Here is a 14,880-nt window from a genome sequence, read left to right as displayed (position 1 = left end):
GAGGGTTTCCCCCGTGAGCGTCGGTGGAGAGGTCCTCGTCGGGCTGGCGATCCTGGTCGGGCTGATCGGGATCGTCGTGCAGATCCTGCCCGGGAACGTGCTCGTGCTCGGGGCGATCCTCGTGTGGGCGATCGTCACGGGCGGCACGGCCGCCTGGGTCGTCTTCGCGGTCGCGGCCGTGCTCGTCGTCGCCGCGGAGGTGTCCCAGTACGTCCTCGCGGGTCGGCACATGCGCCGGGCGGACGTCCCGTGGTCGACGCTCGTGTGGGGCGGTATCGCGGGCGTCGTCGGGTTCTTCGTCATCCCGGTGGTCGGGCTCTTCATCGGGTTCGTGCTCGCCGTGTTCCTCGCCGAGCTCGTGCGCCGCCGCGACCGGCACGCCGCCTGGCGCGCGACGGTCGCCGCGATGCAGGCGACCGGCATCACGATCCTCGTCCAGCTCCTCGGCGGGCTCCTCGCCGCCGCGACGTGGGGCGTCGGGCTCACGTTCACCTGACCCGGGGGTGTCCCCGGTCAGCCGGGGCGCTCCATCACGTAGAGGGTGTTGCCGTCGGCGTCGCGCAGCGCGAACATCGGCGGGACCCCCTCCCAGCGCAGGAGCTCGCCCGTGTCCGCGCCCGCCGCGGTGAGCGTCGCGTGGTCGCCCGCGGCGTCCGTCGTCGTGAGGCGGATGCCGGTGTCGACGCCCGCGCCGCGGCCGCCGTCGGCCGGGACGAGCGCGACGGACGTCCCGGCGCCCGGGGGCGCGACCTCGATCCAGCGGAAGCCCTCCTGGAGCTCGCCGTCCATGCGGAGCTCGAAGCCGAGCGTCCCGGTGTAGTAGGCGAGCGCGCGGTCCTGGTCGGTGACCGGGATCGCGACGGTGTGCACGCCCGTGAGGTGCGTCGTCGTCATGGGGACTCCTTCGTGGTGCGGGCCGTGCTGCGCGCACGTGCGGCGGACGAAGGAGAGACCGGGCCGGGCGGCAGGACTCATCGGCACGACCCGCCGGTGAGGACCGTCGGCGGACGCGTCGGTCGGGCGGTGCCGGGTGTGGGCGCGGGCGCCTAGGCTGGAGGGGCTATGGCTTCGCTCTTCGAGAACCTCCCGCTGCCCGGCCTCGACACGCTGTTCGACGGCCCGCGCGTCGACCACGGCGGCGAGTCCCGCCTCCCGCGGACCGCCCCGCGCTGGACCGACGACCCGGCCGTGCCCGACGGCGCGGGGTCGCCCGCCGGGGACGGCGCGCCGGGGACGACCGGCGGTGCGCCGTCGGGCGAGCGCCGGGGCCTATACGCGCACCTCGACCCCGACGCTCTGCTCGACGGGCTCAACCCGCAGCAGCGCGAGGCCGTCGTGCACGCGGGCGGGCCGCTGCTCATCGTCGCGGGCGCCGGGTCGGGCAAGACGCGCGTGCTGACGCACCGCATCGCGCACCTGCTCGCCACGGGCCGGGCGCGGGCGGGCCAGATCCTCGCGATCACGTTCACCAACAAGGCCGCGGCCGAGATGCGCGAGCGCGTCGAGGCGCTCGTCGGGCCGTCGGCGCGGAACATGTGGGTCTCCACGTTCCACTCGGCGTGCGTGCGCATCCTGCGGCGCGAGGCGAAGACGCTCGGCCTGCGGTCGAGCTTCTCGATCTACGACGCCGCGGACTCCCAGCGGCTCATCACCCTCGTCACGCGCGAGCTCGACCTGGACCCGAAGAAGTACCCGGCCCGGTCGCTCGCCAACAAGATCTCGGACCTCAAGAACGAGCTCATCGACCCCGAGACCTACGCGCGCGACTCCGGCGCCCACGCGACGGACGACGGCCTCGCGGCGCGGGCCGGCCAGCACGGCGCGAACGTGCCCGAGTTCGACCAGGTGCTCGCCGACGTCTACACGCGCTACCAGGCCCGTCTCGTCGCGGCCAGCGCGCTCGACTTCGACGACATCATCATGACCACGGTGAACCTGCTCCAGGCGTTCCCCGCGGTCGCCGAGCACTACCGCCGCCGGTTCCGCCACGTGCTCGTCGACGAGTACCAGGACACCAACCACGCGCAGTACGTGCTCGTGCGCGAGCTCGCGGGCGTGGGGGAGGACTCCGCGGCGACCGACCCGGCGACGAGCGGCACGGGCGAGGCGCAGGTCCCGGCGCTCGACCCGGCCGAGCTCACGGTCGTCGGCGACGCCGACCAGTCGATCTACGCGTTCCGCGGCGCGACGATCCGCAACATCCTCGAGTTCGAGGCCGACTACCCGGACGCCCGGACCATCCTGCTCGAGCAGAACTACCGCTCGACCCAGAACATCCTCTCGGCCGCCAACGCCGTCATCTCGCGCAACCCCGACCGCAAGCCCAAGCGCCTGTGGACGGACTCGGGCGCGGGCGCGAAGGTCATCGGCTACGTCGCGGACAACGAGCACGAGGAGGCGCGGTTCGTCGCGGAGGAGATCGACCGCCTCGGCGACACCGAGGGCGTGCGCCCCGGCGACGTCGCGGTCTTCTACCGCACGAACGCGCAGTCCCGGGCGCTGGAGGAGGTGCTCATCCGCGTCGGCCTGCCGTACAAGGTGGTCGGCGGGACGCGCTTCTACGAGCGGCGCGAGGTCAAGGACGCCGTGGCTTACCTGCGCGCGATCGACAACCTCGACGACGACGTCAACCTGCGCCGCGTCCTCAACGTGCCCAAGCGCGGTCTCGGCGACCGCGCCGAGGGCGCCGTCGCGGCGCTCGCGGACCGCGAGCGCATCTCGTTCGGCGCGGCGCTCGCCCGCATCGACGAGATCCCCGGCCTGACGAACCGCACGCTCAACCCGCTGCGCGCCTTCGCGGAGCTCATGACGGGGCTGCGCGAGCTCGCGGACTCCGGCGCGAGCCCGTCCGAGATCCTCGGCGCCGTCCTCGACCGCACGGGCTACCTCGCCGAGCTGCGCGCGAGCGACGACCCGCAGGACGCGACGCGCGTCGAGAACCTCGCCGAGCTGCACGCCGTCGCGACGGAGTTCAGCGAGCTCGACCCCGAGGGCACGCTGTCCGACTTCCTCGAGCGCGTCTCGCTCGTCGCCGACGCGGACCAGATCCCCGCGGACGACGGCGCCGACGAGGAGGACGAGGGGGAGGAGAAGGAGGACCCGGGCGTCGTCACGCTCATGACGCTGCACACCGCGAAGGGCCTCGAGTTCCCCGTCGTCTTCCTCACCGGCATGGAGGACGGCACGTTCCCGCACATGCGGTCCCTGCACGACGACGCCGAGCTCGCCGAGGAGCGCCGCCTCGCCTACGTGGGCATCACCCGCGCGCGCGAGCGGCTCTACGTGTCGCGGTCCGCGGTGCGCTCCGCGTGGGGCATGGCGAACGAGTTCCCGCCGAGCCGGTTCCTCGAGGAGATCCCCGAGGAGCTGTGGGACTGGCGGCGGCGCGAGTCGTCGATGGCGACGCTGCGCGCGGGCGGGTCCGTCTGGGGCCGCGGCTCGGGCTCGTGGTCAGGTTCGCGTTCGGGATTCGGGTCGGGGGCGCGGACAGGCGCCGACGACGACGGGTCTACCATCCGCGGCCCTCGTTCCTCGGGCAGCTCCCGCCAGACCCGCCACGCCCCGTCGTCGGCCCCTGCCCGCGCCGCGTTCGGCTCGCCTTCCGGCGGTGCGAAGTTCGGGTCGGCGACGCCGCGGGCCGACGGGGACGTGCCGAACCTCGCCGTCGGCGACAAGGTCACGCACGACGCGTACGGGCTCGGGACGGTCGTCTCGCTCGAGGGCGCGGGGCCGAACGCCGTCGCGAAGATCGACTTCGGCGCGGACGGGACCAAGCGGCTGCTGCTGCGGTACTCGCCCGTCACGAAGCTCTGACGCACCACGCTCCGACGCACCACGCGCTGACACACAGGGCGCTCGACCGGCCGGTCGAGCGCCCTGCGTGCGCGGGGGACGTCCGCCGCGTCAGCCGATCGTGCCGAGCGCGCGGTAGGCGAGGACGAACGCCGTGGCGACGACGGCGGTGCCTCCCGCGGCGACGGCCACCGGGACGGGGCCGCGCAGGCGCCGGGCCAGCACCGCGGCGAGCAGGACGAGCGACGCGAGCCCGATCACGACCCAGTACGTGGCGCCCGTCGTCTCGACGACCGTGGTGAGCCCGTACACCGACTCGCCGAGGCCGATGCCCGCGAGCACCGCCGTGCCGAGAGCCGCGCGCACGCCTGCCCGCCACAGCCACGCCGCCGCGACCCCGACGAACGGGCCGACGACGAGACCGACCACCCCGAACAGCGTCGGGTCGTAGAAGAACCCACGCAGGTCGGCGGCGACCGTGTACCCGAGGGTGAGCAGCACGAAGCTCGCGGCACCGAGCACGGCGGCGTGCCAGGTCCGCGTCCGCGCGTCGCGGGCGGCCCAGGCGACGAGGAGCGCCGTGAGCAGCGTCCAGCCGCTCGCCGAGTTCGCGAAGGGGGCTGCGGCGTCGGGCAGGAAGCCCTGGGCGAAGGAGGTGAGGCCGCCGAGCAGGAAGCTCGCGGCGAGCACGACGGCGCCCCGCGCCCACGGCTGCCCACCGGGCGCCGGGGCGCCGGCGTGGCGGCCCGGCGCGGAGCGCGTGCGGAGGGCGGGGGCGTCGGAGCGGGCGTCCGAGCGGCGGGGGAGCGCAGTCTGGTCGGGCACACCCCGACGGTAGGTGCGCCGGGCGCCGCGGGGCGTCAGCCCGTCGTCGGGCACGAGCGCGCGCCCGGTCCTCCCGTGGCAGGACGACCGAGCCCGAGGAGCCTGCCGTGACGCTGCCGTCGGCCGCCCGTCCCGTCCCTGGCCCGACCGCGACGTGCGGCGCTGCGTGCCGGTCAGGACGCCGCGCGGTGGCGGGTCGCGAGCGCCGCGCGCAGCCCGACGTCGTCGGACCCGGCGGCCGTGAGCGCGCCGGTGAGCGCCCGGTGCGCCGTCGAGCCCGTGCTGCGCGCGACGGCGGCGAGGACGTGGCCCGAGTCGATCACGCGCGACGCGTCGTGCACTGCCTCGCGGAGCGAGAGCTCGAGCACCTTCTTCGCCTCGGGAGTGAACGGGACGTGCGAGCGGCTTCGACGGCGCCCGCGGCCCCTCGCCTCGTTCCCTGCCCGGTCGAGCGCGCCGGGGCCGAACGCGGCGTCCGTGCGGGCCCGGACCTGGTCCAGGTCGATCCCGAGCGCCGCGAGCGCGGAGCCGTCGAGCGGGTCGAGCCCGCCGGCCGCGTCGACCTCGCGCTCGAGGTCGGCCGGACTCACGCCGACCGCACCGAGCGCGGCCGCCCCGGCGCCGCCCTCCTGCCGGGCGAGCGACAGGAGCAGGTGCACCCCGTCGATCGTGTCGTCGCCGCGCTCCCGCGCGACCTCCTGGGCGCCGACCACGGTCTCCCGGGCGTCGGCGGCGAAGCGTTCGAACATGTCACGACCTCCTCGTGGTGCGGGACGCGCCGTACTTCTTGTGCACGGCCTGACGCGTGACGCCGAGCCGGTCGGCGATCTCCTGCCAGGACCAGCCGAGCGCCCGGGCGTGCTCGACCTGGAGCGCCTCGAGGCGCTCGGCCAGCACGCGCAGCGACCGCACGGCGCGCAGCCCGACGTCCGGGTCGGTGCTGCTCGCGGCGTCCATGTCGACGGGTTCCATGCGTGTCAATCTAGGTTGACGCTCGGTCTGATGTCAACAGTGGTTGACGCCCGTCGTGCGGGGTGACGAAGGGAACACCGGTCCGCGAGCCGCCGCAGCGGCCCCGGATAGGCGCGCCCCGGAGCGGGGGCTACCCTGTACGGGGATGTCTTGATGTCGAGACATCGGTCATGCCGCACACGGCGCATCAGACGGAAGGACGCAGCAGGGTGGACCTGTTCGAATACCAGGCGCGTGACATCTTCGAGAAGCACGGCGTGCCCGTGCTGGGCGGGGTCGTCGCGACGACGCCCGAGGAGGCCCGCGCGGGAGCCGAGAAGCTCGGCGGGGGCACCGTGGTCGTCAAGGCCCAGGTGAAGACCGGCGGCCGCGGCAAGGCCGGCGGCGTCAAGCTCGCCCACTCGCCCGAGGAGGCCGCCGAGAAGGCGTCCGAGATCCTCGGCATGGACATCAAGGGCCACACCGTCCACCGCGTGATGGTGGCGCAGGGTGCCAAGATCGCCGAGGAGTTCTACTTCTCGGTGCTGCTGGACCGCTCGAACCGCAACTACCTCGCCATGTGCTCCGTCGAGGGCGGCATGGAGATCGAGCAGCTCGCCGTCGAGCGCCCCGAGGCGCTCGCCAAGGTCGCCGTCGACCCGATCGTGGGCATCGACGAGGCGAAGGCGCGCGAGATCGTCGACGCCGCGGGCTTCGCCGAGGAGCTCAAGGCGCCGGTCGCCGACGTCATCCGCTCGCTGTGGACCGTGTTCACGGCCGAGGACGCGACGCTCGTCGAGGTGAACCCGCTCGTCCGCACCGAGGACGGCTCGATCATCGCGCTCGACGGCAAGGTCACGCTGGACGACAACGCGTCGGAGGTCCGTCACCCGGACCACGAGGCGCTGGAGGACAAGGAGTCGACCGACCCGCTCGAGGCCAAGGCCAAGGAGAACGGCCTCAACTACGTCAAGCTCGACGGCGAGGTCGGCATCATCGGCAACGGCGCCGGGCTCGTCATGAGCACGCTCGACGTCGTCGCGTACGCGGGCGAGGAGCACGGCGGCGTCAAGCCGGCGAACTTCCTCGACATCGGCGGCGGCGCGAACGCGCAGGTCATGGCGAACGGTCTCGACGTCATCCTCAACGACCCGCAGGTCAAGTCGGTCTTCGTCAACGTCTTCGGTGGCATCACCGCGTGCGACGAGGTCGCGAAGGGCATCGTGGGCGCGCTCGAGATCCTCGGCGACGAGGCGACCAAGCCGCTCGTCGTGCGCCTCGACGGCAACAACGTGGAGCTCGGCCGCGCGATCCTGCGCGAGGCGAACCACCCGCTCGTGACCCTCGCCGAGACCATGGACGGCGGTGCCGCCAAGGCGGCCGAGCTGGCCAACGCCTGATCGCCCGTAGACGCGGAAAGCTGAGACAGAGAACACCATGTCGATCTACCTGAACTCCGACTCCAAGATCATCGTCCAGGGCATCACCGGCGGGATGGGTGCCAAGCACACCGCCCTCATGCTCGACTCGGGCGCGCAGATCGTCGGCGGCGTCAACGCCCGCAAGGCCGGCACGACCGTCACGCACAAGGACCACGAGGGCAACGACGTCACGCTGCCGGTGTTCGGCACCGTCGCCGAGGCGATGGCCGAGACGGGCGCGAACGTGTCCGTCCTGTTCGTCCCGCCGGCGTTCACCAAGGGCGCCGCGATCGAGGCGATCGACGCCGAGATGCCGCTCATCGTCGTCATCACCGAGGGCGTGCCCGTCCAGGACACGGCCGAGGTCTGGGCCTACCTGCAGGGCAAGGGCACGCGCATGATCGGCCCGAACTGCCCCGGCATCATCACGCCGGGCGAGTCGCTCGCCGGCATCACCCCGCACACCATCACGGGCAAGGGCCCGGTCGGTCTCGTGTCGAAGTCGGGCACGCTGACCTACCAGATGATGTACGAGCTCAAGGACCTCGGCTTCTCGACCGCCATCGGCATCGGCGGCGACCCGATCGTCGGCACCACGCACATCGACGCGCTCGAGGCGTTCGAGAACGACCCCGAGACCAAGGCGATCGTCATGATCGGCGAGATCGGCGGCGACGCCGAGGAGCGCGCCGCGGCGTACATCAAGGAGCACGTCACGAAGCCGGTCGTCGGCTACGTCGCGGGCTTCACGGCTCCCGAGGGCAAGACGATGGGCCACGCCGGCGCCATCGTCTCCGGCTCCGCGGGCACCGCCCAGGCGAAGAAGGAGGCCCTGGAGGCCGTCGGCGTCAAGGTCGGCAAGACGCCGTCCGAGACCGCCGCGCTCCTGCGCGAGGTCCTCGCCTGACCCCTGGCTCCGTCGGGCCGCACGGCCCGCTGCCACGCCGTACGACGCCCCGCGACCGGTCCGCCGGTCGCGGGGCGTCGTCGTCCCCGGGGCCGGTGGCGCCGGTAGTCTGGCGCGCCGGGGCGAATGCCCCGAACCGACCTCTCGATCGACGACGATGGGCACCATGAGCACCACCAGCACGACTCGCGGTGCGCGCACGCGCACCGTGGAAGGCAGCCCGGCACCCGCACCCGTCGGGGTGCGTCGTGCACCGTCCGGCGTGCTCGCCGCGCTCCAGGCGCTCACCCTGTCGCTCGCCGTCGTCGTGCTCCCGGGCGTCGTCGCCTTCCTGGCGTCCTCGACCGGGGCGTCCGAGGGGACGGGCTGGGGGCAGTCGGTCACCGTCGCGGCGGGCTTCTGGCTCCTCGGCCACGGCGTCCCGCTCGTCGCGAGCGGCACGACGGTCACCCTCGTGCCGCTCGGTCTCACCGCCCTCGCGCTCTTCTGCTGCTTCGCGTCGGCACGCCGCTCGGCGCACACCGCGGTCTCCGCCTGGGTGGCCGGCACCGCCACGTACGCGCTCGCGACGCTCGGCGTCGCGCTGCTCGCCGGCTCGACGCCGCCCTGGGGGCTCGGGGTCGCCGTCGTCGGGGGAGCCGTCGTCGGAGGGCTCGGGCTCGGCGGCGGGATCCTCGCGCGCCCGGACGCGCCGTTCGTCGCCGACCTCGCCGGGCGTCTCGACCGGGTCGTGCCACCGACGGTGCGCCTCGGGCTGCGGGGCGGTCTGCTCGGCACGAGCCTGCTCGCCGGGGCGTCCGCCGTGGTCGTCGGCGCGTGGCTCGTCGCGGGCCGCGCGACGTCGGGCGACATCGTCGCCGGGCTCGTGCCCGGGACCGTCGGGGGGATCGTCCTCGCACTCGGCCAGCTCGCCGTGCTGCCCAACCTCGTGGCGTGGGCCGGGGCGTGGCTCGTCGGCCCCGGGTTCGCCGTGGGCGAGGGGAGCACGTTCGCGCCCGGCGGGTCGGAGCCGGGCGCGCTGCCCGCGATCCCGCTCCTCGGGGCGCTGCCCGGCGACGACTGGACCAACGCCCTCACGCCCTGGGTGCCGGCCGGCGTCGTCGCGCTCGGCGTCGTCGCGGGCGTGTTCGTCTGGCGGCGCCTGCGCGACGTGACGGGCACCCACCCGGACGACGTCGTCCCCTGGTCCGCCGTCGTCCTCGCGCTCGCCGGCGTCGCGCTCGCGTCCGGCCTGCTCGTCGGGCTCGTGAGCTGGCTCGCCGGGGGAGCGGTGGGCCCCGGCCGGCTCGAGGTCGTGGGCGCGGACGCGCTCCTCGTCGGCGCGCTCGCCGCGGCCGAGATCGGCGGCGGCGCCGCGCTCGCCGTCCTGTGGTCCCGGCTCGAGGTCCTGGGCCGGCGCCACGGCGACGCCGGCTGACCCTCGCGCAGGCGGGTCGCCGGGGCGGACCGGGCAGGAGCTGCCGCGCGGCGTCGTCCGCGGCGGCCGGCCCCCCGGGGTCGCCGGCACCGTCACGCGTTCACCGTCGACGAGCTGCGTCGTGAACGGGTGAGGAGCCTCGACGCGTCAGGAGGACGCGGGGGCGGGGGTCGGGAACCAGCGGGCGAACTTCTCCTCGAGCGCGTGCGTGCGCTCGACGTCGCAGCGCTTCTCGGCCGAGACGGTGATCGCGCCGTCGAGGCACTGCTGGTGCGCGAGCGCGACGTCCCACGTGACGAGCGTCGAGACCATCTGGAGCGCGAGCATGGCCGAGAGCCCGACGCCGATCCCGAGGGCCGGGACGAGCGCGCCACGCACGCGGGCGCGCCAGACGGCCAGCAGCGCCCGGATGCCCACGACGATCGCGCCGAGCGCGAGCGCGAGGCTCACGGCCTGCCACGGGAACGGCATGGTGCTCACGACGATGACGGCGAGCAGGAGCAGGCCGAAGTGCAGGGTGCGCCGCGTCGCCTGCCGGGCGAGCTCCGGGTCGGGCTCCGCGGGCTCGGGCGGCGCGGGGCGCCGGTGGCCCGGCCCGGCCTGCTGGTCCGGGCGCGCGGGGGCCGGGGGGATCGGCGCGGGGGCGGGGCCCGGTGCAGGCGCCGGCGCGTCCGGACGCGCTCCGTCCTCCGGCTGCGCGGGCTCGGGTCGAGGCTGCTGCGGCGCGTCGGGACGGGGCGGTGCGTACGGGTTGCCCACGGGCAGCTCCTCGGTCGGTCGGGCGGCTCGCGGTACATTCTCCCATCGGAGGCTGCGTGCCCCGACGGGCGTCCCACCGGCCCGCCGCCGCGGTCGCGCTCCGTGACCCGCGACCCCTCGAAACCCCGCAGGAGCACCGTGCAGACGCCGTCCGGCCACCCCGTCGAGTCCACCTCCGCCGCCCGCGTCGTCGTGCTGGTGTCGGGGGCGGGCAGCAACCTCGCGGCGCTCCTCGCCGCGCACGACGACGCTGCGTACGGCGCGCGCGTCGTGGGCGTCGTCTCCGACAAGGCGGACGCCGGCGGCCTGGACCTCGCCCGCGAGGCGGGCGTCGCCGCCGTGGTCGTGGCCCCCGGGGACTTCGCGGACCGGGCCGCGTGGAACGAGGCCGTCGCGCAGGCGGTGGACGTGTTCCGGCCCGACCTCGTGGTCCTCGCCGGGTTCATGCGCATCCTCGGCCCCGCGTTCGTGGGCCGCTTCGCGGGCCGCACGCTCAACACCCACCCCGCGCTCCTGCCGTCCTTCCCCGGCGCGCACGGCGTGCGCGACGCGCTCGCCTACGGCGTGCGCGTCACGGGCTGCACGGTCCACGTGGTCGACGACGGCGTGGACACCGGCCCGATCGTCGCCCAGGTCGCGGTGCCGGTCGAGGACGGCGACGACGAGTCGTCGCTGCACGAGCGCATCAAGGTGGCCGAGCGCGCGCTGCTCGTCGAGACCGTGGGGCGCGTGGCGCGCGAGGGCCTGCGCGTCGACGGACGCCGGGTCGTGCTGGGCTAGTCGGCGGGCGTCTCGGCCCGTCGGCCGGAGGCGTCCTCTCCCGGCGGGGGCGCGGGGTCGTCGTCGTCCGCCGGGGGCAGGTCGCGCGGGGCGAGCACCGCGAGCACCTGGTAGGTCTCGCGGCGCGCCTCGGGGTCCGCGCGCCCCTCCTCGAGCGCGCGCGTGTTCCAGCGCCCGACGAGCTCCTGGAGCTCGCGCGACATCGTCGCCGCCTGCTCGGGGCTGAGCACGAGCGTGCTCAGCGCGAGGATCCGGTCCTCGCGCGCACCCATCGCGCTCCCGCGGCGGAACGTCTCCTCGGCCCAGGCGAGCGCCGGGCGGACGACGTGGCGCACCGCGTCCGGCGTCCCGGGCTCCACCGCGTAGGTCTCCGCGACGTTCTTCCAGACGCGGTCCCGCCGGTCCCGGGCGTGCTCGGGCGCCTCGACGATCATGCCCGCCCGGGCGAGGACCCGCAGGTGGAAGCTCACGGAGTTGGCGGGCTCCCCGGTGGCCCGGGCGAGGTCGGCCGCGCGCGCGTGGCCGAGGACGGCGAGCTCCATGAGGATCCGCTGGCGCAGCGGGTGCGCGATCGCGCGCAGCGCCGCGGGGTCCTGGACGTGGAAGGTCTCGAGCACAGGCCGAGGCTAGCAACGCCCGAGTGTTCCGCACGGGGGAGTGCTCACCACAAGGTGCGCAACGACTATTGCGCAAGTCTCGTTGCGCACGTAGGTTCTCCTCCATGTCGAACCCACCCCCCGCGCCCCCGGGACCCCGCACCGCTCCGTCGTCCGACCACGGTGCCGCGGTCGGCCTCGCGCCGGACGCGCCGCCGTCGCTCCTGCGCAACCGGTCGTACCTGCTGCTCATGACCGGGCTGACCGCGGAGTCGCTCGGTGCCGGGGTGGCGCTCTTCGCGGTGCCGCTCGTGGCGTACGGGCTCACCGGGTCCGTCGTGCAGGCGGGGGTGGTGGCCGCCGTCGGGCAGGTGGGGGCGCTCCTGGCGACGCTGCCCGCGGGTGTCGTCGCCGACCGCGTGGACCGCCGCCGCCTCGTCGTGGCCGCGGCGACCGTCGGGGCGCTGCTCTGGACGACCGTCGCGGTGGCCGCCGGCGCCGGGTCGCTCTCCGCGTGGCACCTCGCCGCCGTCCTGTTCGGGGCCTCGGTCGTCGGTGCGCTCGTGGACCCGGCGACGAGCGGCGCGTTCCGCTCGGTCGTGCCGGTGCCGCAGCTCCCGACGGCGCTCGCGGCCGCCCAGGGCCGGGACGCCGTGGCGAGCCTGCTCGCCGGCCCGCTCGGCGGGGCGCTCTACGCCGTCGCGCACGCCGTCCCGCTCGCCGGGGCCGCGATCGGGCACGCGGCGACCGCGGTGTGCACGTGGCTCGTGCGCGAGCCGCTCAACGGCGACGTCGCGGCCGCGCGCGCCACCCGGCCCGTCGCGGCGCTGCGCGAGGGGCTGCGCTTCGTGTGGTCCGTGCCGCTGTTCCGCGCGCTGCTCGGCCTGTTCGTCGTCATCAACGTCGCGTTCGGCAGCCTCATGGTCGGCATCAACCTCGAGCTCGTGCGCACGGGCACGGCGCCGCTCCTCATCGGCCTGGTCGACCTCGCGGTCGGCGTGGGCGTGCTCGTCGGCGCGGTGCTCGCGCCCCGGCTCGTCGCGCGGGTCCGCGCGGGGGCGCTCGTCGTCGCGGCGCTCGGCGTGCTCGCCGCGGGGTCCGTGGTCATGGCCGTGCTGGAGTCGTACGCGGCGTACCTCGCGGTGCTGCCGTTCGCCCTCCTGCTCGTCCCGGCCGTGAACGCGGGCCTGTCGGGGTACGCGGCGGCCGTCACCCCGCCGCAGCTCCAGGGCCGGCTCGCGTCCGTGCTCGGGCTCACCGGCCTCGCGGCGGGCCCGCTCGTCCCGCTCGTCGGGAGCGGGCTCCTCGACCGGTTCGGGCTCGGGACCGCGCTCGCGGTGCTCGCGGGGCTCCTCGTCGTCACGGTCGCGGTCCTCAGCGCGGTCCGCCCGCTCTGGCGGGTCGGCACGCCCGACACCTGGGCCGACGACGCGGCCGCCCTCGCGGCGTCGGGGGTCGTGCCGGGTGCGGTCCCGGCCGAGCCGGGGGCGCCGCCGTCGGGCCGCTAGACTGGACCACGGCCGCGACTGGCGAGGGTGGGAACGACCACCGGGGAGCGGCCGGATCTACCTGCTGGAGCGTCGACCGCCTGGGCGCCTGGGTTCTGCCACTCGCGTCGGCTCCGTCGGCGCGGCGACCGCGACCCAGAGGAGCCCCTCGTCATGTCCCACCCGGCCCCGCACGTGCCCTCCGCCCCCGACGTCCAGCTCACCGACGACTCGCGGCGCCCCGTGCGCCGCGCGCTCCTGAGCGTCTACGACAAGACGGGCCTCGTCGAGCTCGCGACGGCGCTGCACGCCGCGGGTGTCGAGCTCGTCTCCACCGGCTCGACGGCGTCGACCGTCGCGGCCGCGGGCGTCCCGGTGACGAAGGTCGAGGACCTCACCGGGTTCCCCGAGTGCCTCGAGGGGCGGGTCAAGACGCTCCACCCGCGCGTGCACGCCGGCATCCTCGCGGACTCGCGCAAGGCCGACCACCTCGCGCAGCTCGACGAGCTCGGCATCGCGCCGTTCGAGCTCGTCGTCGTCAACCTCTACCCGTTCGCCGCGACCGTGGCGTCGGGCGCGGGGCCGGACGAGGTCGTCGAGCAGATCGACATCGGCGGCCCGTCGATGGTCCGCGCGGCGGCGAAGAACCACCCGAGCGTCGCGGTCGTCGTGGACCCGGCCCGGTACGACGACGTCGTCGCGGCCGTGCAGGCGGGCGGCTTCACCTACGCGCAGCGCAAGGCGCTCGCCGCCGCGGCGTTCGTGCACACCGCGACCTACGACGTCGCCGTCGCGTCCTGGATGGGCAACGTCGTCGCGCCGACGGACGCGGTCCCGGTCGAGGGCGGCGCCGAGGGCGAGACGGTGAGCACGGGCTTCCCGGCGTGGATCGGCGCCACGTGGGACCGCGCCGACGTGCTGCGGTACGGCGAGAACCCGCACCAGCGCGCCGCGCTCTACACGGTCGGCCACGGCGCGACGGGGCTCGCCCAGGCGACGCAGCTCCACGGCAAGGCGATGAGCTACAACAACTACGTCGACGCCGACGCCGCGTGGCGCGCCGCGCACGACCACGACGAGCCGGCCGTGGCGATCATCAAGCACGCGAACCCGTGCGGCATCGCGGTCGGCACGGACGTCGCCGAGGCGCACGCGCGCGCCCACGCGACCGACCCCGTGTCGGCCTACGGCGGCGTCATCGCCGCGAACCGCGTGGTGACGAAGGCAGCCGCCGAGCAGATCGCGCCCGTCTTCACCGAGGTGGTCGTGGCGCCCGGGTTCGAGCCGGACGCGCTCGAGGTGCTGCGGGCGAAGAAGAACCTGCGTCTCCTCGTCGTCGACGCCCCGCCGACGACGACCGTCGAGACCCGCCCGGTCAGCGGCGGGCTGCTCGTGCAGAGCACGGACCGGGTCGACGCGGTCGTGACCGACGCCGAGGGGAACGTCACCGGCGGCGACGCGCCCGAGCACTGGACGCTCGTCACGGGGGACGCCGCCGACGACGCGACGTTCGCCGACCTCGCTTTCGCGTGGCGCGCGATCCGCGCGGCGAAGTCGAACGCGATCCTCCTCGCGCGCGACGGGGCCGCCGTCGGGGTCGGGATGGGGCAGGTCAACCGCGTCGACTCGTGCCGCCTCGCGGTCGAGCGCGCCAACACGCTCGCGGACGGCGAGGAGCGGGCCCGGGGCGCCGTCGCGGCGTCCGACGCGTTCTTCCCGTTCGCGGACGGCCTGCAGATCCTGCTCGACGCCGGCGTGCGCGCCGTCGTCGCGCCGGGTGGGTCCATCCGCGACGCCGAGGTGATCGAGGCCGCCCGGGCCGCGGGCGTGACGATGTACTTCACGGGGACGCGTCACTTCGCGCACTGACCCGTCCCGCTCGACGGCCCGCCGGTCCTCGGACCGGCGGGCCGTCGCGCTCGCGCTCGCGCTCGCGCTCGCGGTC

At 75.2% G+C, this 14,880-nt stretch carries 14 protein-coding genes and 1 riboswitch; of the genes, 8 read left to right on the top strand and 6 right to left on the bottom strand.

Annotated features, from left to right (window positions below; all coding sequences use genetic code 11):
- Positions 1 to 13: 13 nt before the first annotated feature.
- Positions 14 to 496, top strand: a complete 483-nt coding sequence (locus RDI86_RS03655; RefSeq protein WP_308820711.1) for a DUF456 domain-containing protein — start codon at positions 14 to 16, stop codon at positions 494 to 496.
- A 17-nt stretch (positions 497 to 513) separates the two neighbouring features.
- Here the strand turns inward: RDI86_RS03655 and RDI86_RS03650 are convergent, their stop codons facing one another.
- The gene (locus RDI86_RS03650; protein ID WP_308820710.1) at positions 514 to 894 is read right to left on the bottom strand and encodes a VOC family protein; all 381 of its coding nucleotides are present in this window, start codon (positions 892 to 894) and stop codon (positions 514 to 516) included.
- Positions 895 to 1,062: 168 nt separating this feature from the next.
- On the opposite strand from RDI86_RS03650, the gene pcrA reads away from it, so the two are divergent.
- Positions 1,063 to 3,813, top strand: a complete 2,751-nt coding sequence (gene pcrA, locus RDI86_RS03645) for a DNA helicase PcrA (RefSeq protein WP_308820709.1) — start codon at positions 1,063 to 1,065, stop codon at positions 3,811 to 3,813.
- A 90-nt stretch (positions 3,814 to 3,903) separates the two neighbouring features.
- Here the strand turns inward: pcrA and RDI86_RS03640 are convergent, their stop codons facing one another.
- The 3 genes from RDI86_RS03640 to RDI86_RS03630 all read right to left on the bottom strand — a co-directional run bounded on the left by RDI86_RS03640 (position 3,904) and on the right by RDI86_RS03630 (position 5,589).
- Positions 3,904 to 4,617 (bottom strand): DUF6518 family protein, encoded by a 714-nt coding sequence (locus RDI86_RS03640; protein WP_308820708.1) that lies wholly within the window; start codon positions 4,615 to 4,617, stop codon positions 3,904 to 3,906.
- Positions 4,618 to 4,790: 173 nt separating this feature from the next.
- Positions 4,791 to 5,366, bottom strand: coding sequence for a Clp protease N-terminal domain-containing protein (locus RDI86_RS03635; RefSeq protein WP_308820707.1), 576 nt, complete (start codon positions 5,364 to 5,366; stop codon positions 4,791 to 4,793).
- A 1-nt stretch (position 5,367) separates the two neighbouring features.
- Positions 5,368 to 5,589 carry a helix-turn-helix domain-containing protein gene (locus tag RDI86_RS03630; protein ID WP_034653339.1) on the bottom strand — a complete coding sequence of 74 codons (222 nt, stop codon included), beginning with the start codon at positions 5,587 to 5,589 and terminating at the stop codon, positions 5,368 to 5,370.
- A 209-nt stretch (positions 5,590 to 5,798) separates the two neighbouring features.
- On the opposite strand from RDI86_RS03630, the gene sucC reads away from it, so the two are divergent.
- The 3 genes from sucC (at position 5,799) to RDI86_RS03615 (ending at position 9,313) form a co-directional block, all read left to right on the top strand.
- A complete protein-coding gene (gene sucC, locus RDI86_RS03625; RefSeq protein WP_021482339.1) occupies positions 5,799 to 6,968 on the top strand; it encodes an ADP-forming succinate--CoA ligase subunit beta in 1,170 nt (389 codons plus the stop codon).
- 37 nt (positions 6,969 to 7,005) lie between these two features.
- Complete coding sequence (sucD, locus tag RDI86_RS03620) at positions 7,006 to 7,896, top strand: succinate--CoA ligase subunit alpha (RefSeq protein ID WP_308820705.1); 891 nt, start codon at positions 7,006 to 7,008, stop codon at positions 7,894 to 7,896.
- A 166-nt stretch (positions 7,897 to 8,062) separates the two neighbouring features.
- Positions 8,063 to 9,313, top strand: a complete 1,251-nt coding sequence (locus RDI86_RS03615; protein WP_076405335.1) for a DUF6350 family protein — start codon at positions 8,063 to 8,065, stop codon at positions 9,311 to 9,313.
- A 147-nt stretch (positions 9,314 to 9,460) separates the two neighbouring features.
- Here the strand turns inward: RDI86_RS03615 and RDI86_RS03610 are convergent, their stop codons facing one another.
- Positions 9,461 to 10,072, bottom strand: coding sequence for a hypothetical protein (locus RDI86_RS03610; RefSeq protein WP_061266880.1), 612 nt, complete (start codon positions 10,070 to 10,072; stop codon positions 9,461 to 9,463).
- Between the two features lie 138 nt (positions 10,073 to 10,210).
- Here RDI86_RS03610 and purN point away from each other — a divergent pair, with 138 nt between their 5' ends.
- Positions 10,211 to 10,852 carry a phosphoribosylglycinamide formyltransferase gene (gene purN / locus RDI86_RS03605; RefSeq protein ID WP_061266881.1) on the top strand — a complete coding sequence of 214 codons (642 nt, stop codon included), beginning with the start codon at positions 10,211 to 10,213 and terminating at the stop codon, positions 10,850 to 10,852.
- Here the strand turns inward: purN and RDI86_RS03600 are convergent.
- Positions 10,849 to 11,469: a helix-turn-helix domain-containing protein gene (locus tag RDI86_RS03600; protein WP_308820704.1), complete on the bottom strand. Its 621-nt coding sequence runs from the start codon at positions 11,467 to 11,469 to the stop codon at positions 10,849 to 10,851. The two genes, purN and RDI86_RS03600, sit on opposite strands and share 4 nt — an antisense overlap.
- A 104-nt stretch (positions 11,470 to 11,573) precedes the next feature.
- Between RDI86_RS03600 and RDI86_RS03595 the strand changes: the two genes are divergently transcribed.
- Both RDI86_RS03595 and purH read left to right on the top strand, forming a co-directional pair.
- Positions 11,574 to 12,956 (top strand): MFS transporter, encoded by a 1,383-nt coding sequence (locus RDI86_RS03595; protein WP_308820703.1) that lies wholly within the window; start codon positions 11,574 to 11,576, stop codon positions 12,954 to 12,956.
- 4 nt (positions 12,957 to 12,960) lie between these two features.
- Positions 12,961 to 13,049, top strand: a riboswitch (ZMP/ZTP riboswitch).
- Positions 13,050 to 13,109: 60 nt separating this feature from the next.
- A complete protein-coding gene (gene purH / locus RDI86_RS03590) occupies positions 13,110 to 14,804 on the top strand; it encodes a bifunctional phosphoribosylaminoimidazolecarboxamide formyltransferase/IMP cyclohydrolase (RefSeq protein ID WP_308820702.1) in 1,695 nt (564 codons plus the stop codon).
- The last annotated feature ends 76 nt before the right edge of the window (positions 14,805 to 14,880 follow it).

Origin of the sequence: Cellulosimicrobium sp. XJ-DQ-B-000 (genome assembly GCF_031119065.1) — a bacterium.
Taxonomy (GTDB): domain Bacteria; phylum Actinomycetota; class Actinomycetes; order Actinomycetales; family Cellulomonadaceae; genus Cellulosimicrobium; species Cellulosimicrobium funkei.
This window is presented reverse-complemented; position numbering and strand designations above follow the sequence as displayed.